The sequence below is a fragment of the Bacteroides sp. M10 genome (assembly GCF_014334015.1).
Lineage (GTDB): Bacteria > Bacteroidota > Bacteroidia > Bacteroidales > Bacteroidaceae > Bacteroides > Bacteroides intestinigallinarum.
Window position 1 is genome coordinate 2,367,860 of the sequence record NZ_CP060488.1, and the last position, 12,885, is coordinate 2,380,744.

Annotated in this window: 6 protein-coding genes; 1 reads left to right on the forward strand and 5 read right to left on the reverse strand. The window is 39.8% G+C overall.

Annotated features, from left to right (window positions below; genetic code table 11):
• Nucleotides 1-13 precede the first annotated feature (13 nt).
• Complete coding sequence (locus H8796_RS08460) at nt 14-4,030, reverse strand: two-component regulator propeller domain-containing protein (protein ID WP_117932499.1); 4,017 nt, start codon at nt 4,028-4,030, stop codon at nt 14-16.
• A 245-nt stretch (nt 4,031-4,275) separates the two neighbouring features.
• Here H8796_RS08460 and H8796_RS08465 point away from each other — a divergent pair, with 245 nt between their 5' ends.
• Entirely contained in the window at nt 4,276-6,168 is a 1,893-nt protein-coding gene (locus H8796_RS08465; RefSeq protein WP_117932142.1) for a glycoside hydrolase family 97 protein, read from the forward strand.
• A 112-nt stretch (nt 6,169-6,280) separates the two neighbouring features.
• Here the strand turns inward: H8796_RS08465 and H8796_RS08470 are convergent, their stop codons facing one another.
• From H8796_RS08470 to H8796_RS08485, 4 genes are all read right to left on the reverse strand, one after another.
• Nucleotides 6,281-8,713: a glycoside hydrolase N-terminal domain-containing protein gene (locus H8796_RS08470; RefSeq protein ID WP_117932495.1), complete on the reverse strand. Its 2,433-nt coding sequence runs from the start codon at nt 8,711-8,713 to the stop codon at nt 6,281-6,283.
• 27 nt (nt 8,714-8,740) lie between these two features.
• Nucleotides 8,741-10,693, reverse strand: coding sequence for a glycoside hydrolase family 97 protein (locus tag H8796_RS08475; protein ID WP_117932140.1), 1,953 nt, complete (start codon nt 10,691-10,693; stop codon nt 8,741-8,743).
• 5 nt (nt 10,694-10,698) lie between these two features.
• Nucleotides 10,699-12,093, reverse strand: coding sequence for a glycoside hydrolase family 43 protein (locus H8796_RS08480; protein WP_117932138.1), 1,395 nt, complete (start codon nt 12,091-12,093; stop codon nt 10,699-10,701).
• Between the two features lie 132 nt (nt 12,094-12,225).
• Nucleotides 12,226-12,675, reverse strand: coding sequence for a hypothetical protein (locus tag H8796_RS08485; protein WP_117932136.1), 450 nt, complete (start codon nt 12,673-12,675; stop codon nt 12,226-12,228).
• Nucleotides 12,676-12,885: the final 210 nt, after the last annotated feature.

The following is a 12,885-nucleotide window of genomic DNA, read 5'->3' on the forward strand; positions in this document are numbered from 1 at the left end:
AAGAGCAGTGGGGCTACTCTTCTTTTTTGCCCAACTGCTCTTTCATATACATTGAAGGTGGCATTCCATACAACTCCTTAAACGTAGTTGAAAAATTATTAGGATCGGTAAATCCTGTCAACGTAGCTATTTCGGAGATAGTATATTGTTTTTCAGACAATAACCGTGCTGCTTCTTTCAGGCGTATATTGCGGATGAAGTCACGTGTTGTCTGGTTTGTGAGTTCCTTAAGTTTCCGGTGTAAATGCACACGGCTGATACCTACTTCAGTAGTGATCGTTTCTATTGTTAAGTTAGGATTACTGATATTTTCATTGATTACTTTCATAATGCGTTCCATCAACTTCTCATCAGGTGATTTTACTTCCAGCTTCTGAACCTTATTTTCCTGATTCTGCTGGCCGGTAAATACTTTGCGTAACTGTTGACGTGTATTAATCAGGTTTTCTACTGTCTTTTGTAGAATTTCGATATTGAATGGCTTCATGATATAAGCATCAGCTCCGGTGTTCAGACCTTCGAGATTATCTTCTTCCCGTGTTTTCGCAGTAAGCAGAATCACCGGGATATGGTTGAGATTTACATTCTGCTTGATTTTTCTACATAATGTCAACCCATCCATTTCAGGCATCATGATGTCACTAATGACTAAATCCGGAGTTTTTTTAAATATTAGCTCCAATGCTTCCTTACCATTGCAGCTTTCCATGATATGGAACTTATCCGCAAATTCCTTTGCTATATAGTTTCGGATTTCTTCATCATCCTCTACGATTAGTACATGATATTTAGTCTTCACTCTGACTTTCTTTTCTTCTTCATTTTCTATAATAGGAGAAATGATAGGAGCGGTTGATATGGATACAGTTGCCTCTTTTTCATTATTTTCTACTTCTTCGGGGCGCAAATGCTTGTTACCCAGCGGCAATCGGATGATAAAGCGGCAGCCCGGTTGGTTCTCGTTGTTTTCAACGTATATTACCCCATGATGTAATTCCACTAACGAACGGGTGAGATGTAACCCTATTCCTGTACCACCTTTCGGGTTTTGCTGGCTGTTACGAATCTGATAAAAGCGCTCGAAGATATGTTCTTTTTCCTCCTCGTCGATACCGGTTCCGGTATCCGAGATAATTATTTCGGCATATTGTTTTAATGGTTCGGGTAGGGTATTATCTTTTCCTGTACGGATCGTAATGTCTATTTTTCCTTTTTCAGGAGTAAATTTGAATGCGTTTGATAGAATGTTCAGGATAATCTTATCAAAATTAGCCGTATCCACCCATACATTTAAATCTTGAACCTGGCGATGAAATTGCAGTTGAATATTTTTGGTATTTGCCTGTTGATCGAAGGTGGTGCATAAATCTTCGATAAAAGGAATAATATTAGTTTCCTGAAACATCAGGCACATTTGTCCTTTGTCAATCTTTCGAATATCCATCAGCTGATTGACGAGGTTTAGAATGCGTTCTGCATTCCTGTAAATAATATGGTATATTTTCAGACGCTCATTGTTATTCTCATTCTTGATAAGTTTTTGCAGAGGACTGATGATAAGTGACATCGGAGTACGTATCTCATGAGAGATATTAATAAAGAACTGTAATTTGGCTTCATTGATTTGCTCGGCATGGATATGTTGCAACATCTCCTGGTGCATTCTATATCGGTGTCTAATCTGAAGAATAATGATAAATATAATGGTCAGTGATAACAGGCAATAGATAATTTTTGCCCACCACGAGGCATACCAGGCAGGAGATATAAAAATGGTAATTTCTTTTATGTTTGAATAGATGGTGTTATCCTTTGCCCTGATTTTAAAGTTATAGGTACCGGGTTTCAGATTACTGAATGATATACGGTTTACACCTTTGGGCAGGCTAATCCATTTTTCATCGTTTATAGAATAAAGATAGTTTATATGTTCGGGAGCGTTTAGTTCCAGAGTTGCGAATTCGATACTGAATACGTTGTCTTTGTAGGACAGGTAAAACTCCTCTGCTTTGAAAACGGGACAGTTAATGATTGTATGAATACCGGATTTCATTCCTTTTCTTACCGGGCTGTTATGCAAGAAGAAATCGGTAATACGGATGTTCCATTTCTTTGCCGGATTGATAATATCCTGCGGATTGAAATAGGTGATCCCATTCATACCACCAAACCAGATCGTTCCTTGTGAATCTTTGAACGAAGCATTTTTGTAGAACTCATTTCCTTGCAGGCCGTCACCTACGTAGTAATTGATGAACTTATTGTTATTCTTCTGGAATTGAGAAATTCCTGCATTGGTACTTATCCACAGAAAATCATCATCTCCTTCTATCGCATATATAGTATTGCTTGGTAATCCGTTTGTGGTAGTATAAGTCGTTATTTTTTTTGTTTCTTTGTTCCAACTGGACAACCCCTCGGAGCTACCTATCCATATAATTCCGGAAGTATCTTCGTAAATAGAATAAATGACATTTTGTGGTAGTATCTTATAACTCTGAAAATCACTGCTGTTAATGTCTATGCAGTTCACTCCGTCATAAGTCCCCACATATAATTTATTATCACTGGAGTAGTGTAAGCAATTTATCCAGTCGTTTATTAACGAAGTTTCGGATTGCACGGATGAAAACTCTTTTGTTTTAAGGTCGTAGTAAAACAATCCGAATCCCATTGTCGCAACCCAAAGACGTTTGTTATTGTCTTCAGCAAAATCGTATACACGTTGTATATAGTTGTTGTTCTTATCCACTAGTTTGTATTGATAGCTGCATTGCCCTGTTTGTTTGTCCAGTTTTCCCATACCGTTAATGAAAGAACCAAACCAGATGTTATGTTCGGAGTCTTCATATAGCCTTGTAACAGTTGATGGTACAGAGCTCGGATGATTGGTATGTGAGAAATGTTTGACCTGTTCCATGTTCTTTGAGATACCATAAATTCCGTCATTGTCTGTTCCTATCCACAGGATGCCGTTATAATCCTTACAAAATGAAGTAATGCAACTCGAACCTATAATATTCTTATCCATGGATTTATGCCCGATGTATTTGAAACTATTGGTGCGTGCAGGTATCATTATTACTCCTTTTTGATAAATAGCTAACCATAAATTGCCGGAATTATCTTTCAGGATAGAATGCACTTTGGATTTGCTGGAGTCAAAATAGCTGTTGTCAAACCGGTATTCAGAGAGCTCATTCGTTTTATTGTTGTAAATGTTCATACCTTTACCGTCTGTCCCAATATATAATTCATTCGGGCTTGCGGCATAAAGAAAGCTGATAGGAAGTTCTATCTTTTCTTTAAAGTTGGCAGGAACAAAAGTATTGGATTCTGGCTCATAGACAAACAAGCCTTTTCTCATGCTTCCTACATAAATATTGCCTTGTGAATCTTCACAAATACTGTTGATATAGCCGTTGTCTTTAGATAAGTATAGCGAAAGCTGATTGTCCGGATCAAGTCGATATAACCCTTCCTCTCCTTTGGACATCCAGATATTCTGTTTTTTGTCTTCAATCATATAGCCGGGTGAGGCGATGGAAGCATTAATCTGTTGAACAATTAATTGGTTATCTTTGATATATAGTTTGCACAGCACATTCCCCGATATCCATACGTCTCCATTCTTTCTTTCGATAATGGAAACGATATTACTTTCAAATATTTCTCCGTTATCTTCCCGCCTGGCAAGTGGAGTGAAATCATCTGTATCCGGATTATACATTTGGATTCCGATGTATGTGCCGATAAGCAGATGACCTTTGCTGTCTTCAAAAACGGTACGGACAAAACTGTGGGCTAATGAGTGCTCATTATTAGGATCGTGTTTGTAAATGGTGAATTTGGCACCGTCATAACGGTTGAGTCCGTCCTCTGTTGCAACCCAGATGAAACCGTTTCGGTCTTGATATATTTGATTAATTAAACTACTGGATAACTCATTGTCTGTAGTGAACAATTTGGATGATTGTCCATGGCATAGTAAAGAAAAAAATAGCAATAAGGTTGTCAGTGCATTTTTCATAGTCTCATTATTCAATATTTGCGATACAAAAGAAACTAAAAAATGAGGAATATCCTAATAAAAAAGAATATTTAGAGACTGTTTGGAAAGAGGGAATATGATGCTGTAACATGGGGAGTGAATTATGTAACATAAATAAAGAGGATGTAATGTATAAAACATATAACGATACATGAAAGTTTGAAAGTATATGTAGAACAGCGTAAATTTGCCATAAAGGAATAATGACATAAAATAAATGTATAATGAACCATCTGAACACTTTATTATTAGCAATCTTTGTTGTTCTATTTTCTCATAGCTTGGAGATAAATGCTACGGTTTCTCCCGATGGAAAACTAAAGGTTACGGTTTTATCCATGGAAAATAAATCCTACAGTGATGTGGAATTTAGAATAGAATACATGGATAAATGTGTTTTATCCCATTCAAAATTGGGATTGGAAACTGATAGTCGGATTTACGCAGGTAATTTAAGACTAAAATCTATCTCGGAGGCCCGCTTGGTGGTAGATGATTATAAAATGATAACCGGTAAGCGCAGGCATTGTGTAAATGAAGCTAATGAACAAGTTTATTATTTTGAGAATGACAAGCAACAAGAGATGGCGGTCATTTTCAGGGTGTATAATGATGGTATAGCTTTTAAATACGGGCTTACTACAGATACGCCTGAAGAATATATCATAAATGAGCTTACTACTTATTATATTCCTCAAGGTACAAAGAGATGGATGCAACGATATGATCCTGGTTATGAAGGATTTTTTCCTTTGTCAACTGACGGGTCCTTGGAAGATGGATCTGTTCCCGATCGGTGGGGATATCCGGCTCTTATTGAATTGCAGGATTCGTTATTCGTATTATTGACAGAAGCCAATATCCGCCGAGGTAACTGTGGCTCTTTGTTGTACAACGGCGTTGATAACAGTAATTATCAGGTAAGGCTGGCTGAAGAGAAATTGCCGTTCTATAAATCATGGACCTCTCCATGGCGGTTGATGATTGTCGGCTCATTGTCGGATATTGTAGAATCTACGTTGGTAACAGATGTGTCTGATCCTTCTAAGATAGAAGATACTAATTGGATCAAACCCGGGTGTGTTGCGTGGAACTACTGGGCATATAATCATGGTTCAAGAGATTATGAGATTGTCAAAAAATACATTGATCTGGCAGCTGAAATGAAGTGGCCGTATGATTTGATAGATTGGGAGTGGGAGATGATGGAAAATGGAGGTACGGTTCTTGACGCAGTAGAATATGCTTTAAAGAAAAAAGTGACTCCTCTTTTGTGGTATAATTCTAGTACCAATTGGATTGGAGAAGGTGCTCCCGGACCTCTTTACAGACTGAATACTAAAGAGAATAGAGAGAAAGAATTCAAATGGTTACGTGAAATTGGTGTGGCAGGAATTAAAATCGATTTCTTTTCAGGTGATGGTATTTCTACAATGAATTATTATCTCGATTTACTAGAAGATGCAATGAAATATCGGTTAATTCTTAATTTTCATGGAGCTACTATACCTCGTGGATGGCAAAGAACCTATCCACATATGATGTCAGTTGAGGGAGTATATGGTGCAGAATGGTATAATAATAATTCGGTGCTGACTAATAAAGCAGCAGCTCATAATGCTACATTACCTTTTACCAGAAATGTTGTAGGTCCGATGGATTATACTCCTGGAACATTCTCTGATTCCCAGCATCCTCATATCACATCTTATGGGCACGAAATAGCTTTACCTATACTATTCGAGTCTGCTTTACAACATATGCCTGACCGGCCGTCTATATATTATTCATTTCCTACACCTATTCAGAATTACCTGTCACAGTTACCTACTGTTTGGGATGATACCAAGTTATTGGCCGGTTATCCGGGCGTTGAGGCGGTGATAGCTCGGCGTAAAGGTGATACGTGGTATATTGGGGGGATAAATGGGACTGATGAAGAGAGAACACTGCATTTCTCTTTAAATTCATTATCCGATTTAGGAACAGAGGCAATGATTATCAGAGATGGTATGGATGATAGGAATTTGATTACAGAGGAGAATGTACAACTGCGGAAAAAAGAATTTACGATCAACTGTCTCCCTCGTGGAGGCTTTGTGTTAATTGTGAAATAAGCGGGTATTTGTTTATAACTCAACGGGGATTTAAAATTAGAAAGAGATCAATAGTTAGGGGAGGGATGTAGCGTACAATCCCTCCCCTAACTATGTTTTCTGTAATGATGTATTATTTCTTTTCTGTAATAGTGTTTATCACATAGGTTTTGCCTGCCCGTGTTGCAATGTCGTATTCATAGATCTTTCTTAATTCCGGAGATTGAGGAGTTATCTCTTTACTAACCAAAGGCTTTTTCACAAGAGTAGTAGCAAATAATGAGTTCGGGCATTCTCCATTCGCTTGTTTCAGCCCTTTCCCCTTCAGTGGAACATAAGACCGGATACGAAGCGTACCTCCTATCTTTGAGTGAATCACAGCTTTGTTTAATTGGTTATTTTTCCAATCCATATCCACCTCGAAATTACCACGTGCCACTAATCCTTTCACATTTCCTTCTTTCCATGTATCGGGCAATGCAGGCAATAAATGCACAGCACCATCGTGGCTTTGAAGTAACATTTCCGCTACTCCGGCTGTATAGCCAAAGTTACCATCAATCTGGAAAGGCGGATGAGCGTCAAACATATTCGGATAAGTACGTCCCTCCGGATATTCTTTGGCCAGATTATCACTGGGCAATAACTGAATCATGTTTTTGATGATCTGAAAGGCATGATTTCCATCCTGCATACGTGCCCAGAAATTGACTTTCCAACCAATACTCCAGCCGGTTGCCTTATCCCCGCGTTGCAGCAATGTGTTCCGTGCAGCCTGGAATAATTCAGGATTGGCATAAGGAGAAATCTGATTACTCGGATATAACCCATATAAATGAGAAATATGGCGATGCTCATCTTTGGGATTGTCTACATCTTCGAGCCACTCCTGTAGTTGATGATGCTTTCCTATTTGCATAGGAGGCAGTTTATCCAATATTTGTTGGAGTGAATCCTGAAAAGAGGAGGTTTCACCAGTGATCCGGGAGGCTAATAATGTATTATGCAAAGCATCAAAAGCAATCTGATTATCCATAGTGCAACCGGCAGTAATCGGTCCATGTTCCGGTGATACGGAAGGAGACACTACTAACCATTTATAATCGGGATGTTCTACCAGAAAATCCATATAGAACTGTGCCGTTCCTTTCAGTATCGGGTAATATTCTTTCAGAAATTCCTTATCTCCTGTGAAAAGATAATGTTGCCAGATATGTTGGGCTAGCCAGGCACCGCCACTGGGCCACATTCCTGCCGCAGCAAAGTCTACAACACCACAGATTCTCCATAAGTCAGTGTTATGATGAGCCACCCATCCGCGACAATTATACATACTTTGTGCTGTTTTGGCTCCCGTGACAGACAAGTCTTTCAACATGGAGAATAGCGGACTGTGTGTCTCACTTAAATTAGCAACTTCTGCCGGCCAATAATTCATCTCCGTATTAATATTGATGGTATATTTGCTATCCCAGGGGGCATGGGTACTGTTGTTCCATATACCCTGTAGATTGGCGGGTTGCCCTCCCGGTTGTGAAGACGAAATCAGCAGGTAACGTCCGAACTGGAATAAAAGGGCTGCCATTGCCATATCTTCCCCTTTATTGAAATTCTCTATACGCCGGGGAGTTTCTGCTTTGGATGCTTCACTTGATGAAAGATTTAAACGGACACGGTCGAATTGTTTCTTGTAGAAAGCAATGTGATCCTTTAAAGCCTTGTTGTAAGGCGTTTGAATCGCTTTTTCCAGGAATTTGTTTGCCCGTTCGGATGCATTGGCGCTGACATTCTGATAATTTACGTAATTGGTAGCTGCAGCAATGTAGAGGGTAGCTTCCGTTGCTTTTTCTACCTGAAGAACTTTTCCGGCAGGATTGATTGCTCCGTTAGTTTTCACCTGAACGACACATTTCGCCTGGATGGCTGCTTTGATGCCCTCTTGTTCTCTTCCCTGGCAAGTAATAATAAGCTTGTCATCTTGGGCATTGACGTTATACTCAAGCGGACAATTATAGGTCACATTGAAATTCAGTGCCTGTGTTTTATCTGCTTGAATATGTATGATGATGACATTGTCTGTGAATGAAGCAAAAGTGGTACGGGTATAAGTCACACCGTTTACTTCATATCGGGTGGTAGTAGTCGCATTTTCGAGGTTTAAGTCCCGATAGAAATCAGACGCATCTTTATGTCCGGGGAAATCTATATACAAGTTTCCCAGCGTCAAATAACTCATTCCATGCTGCTTGGTCAGGAAGTTGGCATCTACCAGACTCTGTGCTTCCCTGTTCTTACTGTCGAATATAAGATTACGTACGACAGGTAATACATACTTTGCATTTGGATTGTTGTTACTATAAGGCCCGCCAGCCCAGAATGTTTCTTCATTAAGTTGAAGTTCTTCGCGCTCGGTTCCGCCATATACCATGGCACCAAGACGGGAATTACCGATAGGGAGGGCTTCCGACCAATTTCGGGCAGGTTGACTGTACCAAAGTTTCAGGTCCTGTCCGAAACTAACGTTGCTTATTAATAGAAGCAAAAAGATGAGTGTGTTTCTGTTCATCATAAAGTGTGACTTAAATAATATAGATTAATTTACGATTACGATGCCGCCATTGCAAGGTATTGAAACTTGTAACTGTTGATGTTTATTTAGTTTCTCCGTCGAAGTTTTTCCTACCAGTCTGGCATTATCAGTATAAACGCTTATTGTTTCTCCCGCAGAAATCATCGGTAAATGAAGTTTGACTTTGATCTCTTCGGATGAAGCATTAATGCCTGCAATATACCAATTATTTTGATGTCGTCTGGCCAATATGATAAATTTTCCCGGATATCCATCCAAAAAACGTACTTCGTCCCAGGTACTCGGAACCTCTTTCATGAATTTGATAGCCCATTCAGGAGCATCCGTCAAATTGTTGGGAGTGAGTGCGAAATGTTGTACGGGGCTTTGAAAGAGAACAGCCGTAGCGAGTGCAAATACATCCGAGGTGATACGGCGGCTGGTTCTTGTAGTTGAATCATTCCTTGCGTTATAATATTTATTCAATGTGCTGCCACCGAAGTCCATGCTACCGACCGTGTTGCGTATAAACGGATGCAAACAGGCATTGAACGCTTCAGCATCACAACTGCCTTGTGAAAAATGCATATTTTCACTAGCTAATACAGCTTCACTTGAAGCAAAATTGGGATACATACGCTCCCAACCACGTGGTAGCGTACATCCGTGGAATATAACTAATAATCCATAGTCGTTGGCATCTGCTAAAATATCTTCGTAAAGTTGCATGGTCACTTGTTTATCGCTTCCTATGAAGTCCACTTTTATCCCACGAATCCCGATACTTTGCATCCATTTCATCTCCTTACGACGATTGATAGTAGTATTCATGATACCTCTCGGACTTTGAGGTGCATCATTCCAATAGCCATTGGAGTTATACCATAAGTAAAGGGCGACTCCTTTGCTTTTTGCATATTCGGCTAATTTCTCAATACCTTTTCGTCCTATTTGCTTGTCCCATAAAGCATCGATTAAAACAGACTGGTATCCCATGACTGCACTGAAATCAATATATCTTATCTGTTCGTTGTAATTACAGCTGCTGTCTCCGCCAATAATCCAGCTCCATGAACCTTTTCCATATTTATATTCCTGAGAAGCCTCATAAAGTGGTTTTACAACATCGAAAGCTACAGTTGTTTCAACGATGGGGGCTAATGTTTCACCTATGGTTATGGTACGCCAGGGAGTTTCTCCGGGCAACATGATGCCGGGATTGGTAGTGCCGTTACCGTTATATTCGCCGGTTTGCGGGAATCCGATTTGATACACGCCGTCCGGTTTCCCTATCAGGCGACTGCCGCAATAAGCGCTGCTAACCCCGGTTTCGGATATCAGTATCCAACCTTTATCATTGTTGCGGAATAAGCATGGGAAAGTATATCCCTCGCCCCATCTGTTTTTTCCTACAGCATCATCTACTGTGTAAGGGGTTTCATAACTGGGTGACGTACGGGCGAATCCTCCCATTGGTTTGCTTTGCGGACATAGGAAAGTAGTACTTCCGGAAGGAAGTACGAATCCTGTCATTTCTTCATTAATCACACAGCAGAGAGTCTCCTTTTGCGGATACATGTTATATTTGAATGCGACATCCCGGTTGCTCACCTGAAAGATCACATCATATATTACTTTTCCATTTTGAGAGAAAGTAAATACTCCTCTATTGGCCTGATAGTGTACGTTACTTTGTTTGATCGTTGGCAAATTGTATTCTTCATTCAATAGTTGGACCGGACTGGTGGTAGACAGTTTCATTTCCCGGGTAAAATTACCGATATTTGTATCCAGCCCTAGCGGGGAAGCCAGGATAAATGGGATATGATTATAAGAAACGCTGTAGGATGGTACACCATTTTCATCGGTTATGTGAACTGACAGTTTCCCGTCAGGGCTTGTAATTTGACTCTGTTCTGCATGGATAGACTGACTGAACAGCCACAAAATACCTGTTAATAATATTATTCTGCTCATATCTATTAGTGATTAAATATCCAGTAATCTACGTTAAAAAGCTCTTCATCGCCGCCTTTGAATAGTAAATACAAATCATGTACCCCTTTGACGGCATTCACTTGGGTTGTCTGTACTTTCCATTGTTCCGATCCACCTGTCGGTGAAACGTCTAATGTTCCGATAACAGAACCTCCCAGTGCATCAATGCGCAGTTCTATGCTGCCTCCCTGCATCAAACCGGCTACGCAGGCGGAGAAGTTTGTCGCCCCTTTTTCTCCGAAATCGACGGAACGAACTTTCAGCCAGTCACCATTATGAATGGAAGTGATATAATGTTGCGAACCGGCCCTGCGGTCAGTCTTCAATCCATAGCTGAAAGCCATTGTTTCTGCTTCTACCCGCTGATAGGGATTCAGGTTACGGACAGGAGTACGAACCCCCTCTTTAGTGAAAGGGATAAAAGGAATCTTTCCATCTTCGCCAAACTTGAATTCTTCTATGCAGGTTGAACGACGGAAACCGCCTCCATTGGGTAATGCTCCATTATGATAGAACATAAAATGACGGTTATGATATTCGATGGAGCCTCCATGAATGGTGAAGCTGTTTGTTGCTTCATTCATGATACGTCCCTGATATTTCCATGGACCATGAATACTTTTGGCAGTGGAGTAGGCCATATGTTCCGGAACACCACCGGCAGCATATACCATGTAGTAAAGCCCGTTGCGCTTGAACACCCATGGGCCTTCTTCATAATTTGTTTTCAGCATACGTTTATTAAGCTGATAGTCTCGTTTCATAACCAATGGACCAAAAGCGGTGGAGTCATTCAGTTCTTTAACAGGAATGACTTCGCTGCCTAACGATATCATGTCCTTGTTTAGTTTGGCATACCATAATCCGTTATTTCCCCAGAAAAGATAGGCTTGTCCGTCATCATCAATGAATACAGAGGGGTCGATATAACCGAAAGCTCCGGGGACAAGAGGCTTTTTCAAAGGATCGGAGTAAGGTCCTTCCGGTCTGTCAGCTACGGCCACACCTATACCATGCAGCTTTTTTATGGTGTCATTGGCACAGATATACCAGTACCATTTTCCATCCCGTTCAATGGCTTGAGAAGCCCAGGCATTATCTCCCTGCATGGCCCACTGAAACGTTTCTGTGGAAATAGGAGTTCCACGGTAGGTCCAGTTTACCATGTCGGTAGTGGAATACAACTGCCAATCTTTCATTTTGAAATATTGTGCATCGTCTTCATCATGATCGGTGAAGAGATAAACAGTGTCGTTATGCACCATAGGTGCCGGGTCTGGTGTGAACCATGTTTGTACAATAGGGTTTTGCGCCTGGCAAACATGACTCATCAATAAGGGAAACAGGCTTATAGCCATTACTTTCTGTAAGTTTTTCATGTCTTTATTATTTATTTTACTTTGTTCTAGTTAAATACATCTCAATGACGTCTACACTGCCAGAGGTCATTGAATGGAAATATTCATCAATAATAGTCGTACAATGTTTCTCATGACTTCTGAAACTTTTTGTTAATTAATTAGATAGATGGATTTTATATGTAAAGTATGATAATTCCCCGTCTCGTCCACACTTTGAGCAGCTTCTATTCTGATATCTTTCACATCATTGATGAAAGGAATTAAAGATAAATTCATCTCCCGATTTATTTCAGACTTTACGGCTGGTTGGTAAAACTCCTTATACAGACCGTTCTTGTCTTGGAATTTAATACGTATCATTACTGTACTTTGAGGTATATCTATAACCATGTATTTGTATTTGGGTAGTTCCTGACTAATAGAAGCAGGCAGCTGAATAAAACTATTCCATTTTCCACCTTTAAAGGTCACTTTGCTTTGTGTTTCATCAAATACGGATTTTGTGAAACTAAGCTGATTGAGTGGAATTCTTTTGCTTTCCTGTGCATGAATGATCAATGAGACAGAACATATAAACAGGAATAAAAATAGTTTCTTCATATTATTCTTTTTCTTTGATTTATAATGAAAATATGTATGTAGCAAAGATAGTTTATTGTCTTTTAGTGAAAGGTGATCTTTGTTACCGATTTGTAGTCGGAAGTTGCCTCTGATTTTATCGGTGTTACCGATTCTATTGCGTATGTTACATCCGATACATATAAAAGGGTGATGTAACAAATGAATAGTATAAATGAAACAAAGTAGCGG

What these genes read in the sequence shown, in the direction of transcription:
- H8796_RS08475 (WP_117932140.1), bottom strand. Translation starts at nt 10,693, where the DNA reads ATGAGCAGAATAATATTATTAACAGGTATTTTGTGGCTGTTCAGTCAG.
- H8796_RS08480 (WP_117932138.1), bottom strand. Translation starts at nt 12,093, where the DNA reads ATGAAAAACTTACAGAAAGTAATGGCTATAAGCCTGTTTCCCTTATTG.
- H8796_RS08485 (WP_117932136.1), bottom strand. Translation starts at nt 12,675, where the DNA reads ATGAAGAAACTATTTTTATTCCTGTTTATATGTTCTGTCTCATTGATC.
- H8796_RS08470 (WP_117932495.1), bottom strand. Translation starts at nt 8,713, where the DNA reads ATGAACAGAAACACACTCATCTTTTTGCTTCTATTAATAAGCAACGTT.
- H8796_RS08460 (WP_117932499.1), bottom strand. Translation starts at nt 4,030, where the DNA reads ATGAAAAATGCACTGACAACCTTATTGCTATTTTTTTCTTTACTATGC.
- H8796_RS08465 (WP_117932142.1), top strand. Translation starts at nt 4,276, where the DNA reads ATGAACCATCTGAACACTTTATTATTAGCAATCTTTGTTGTTCTATTT.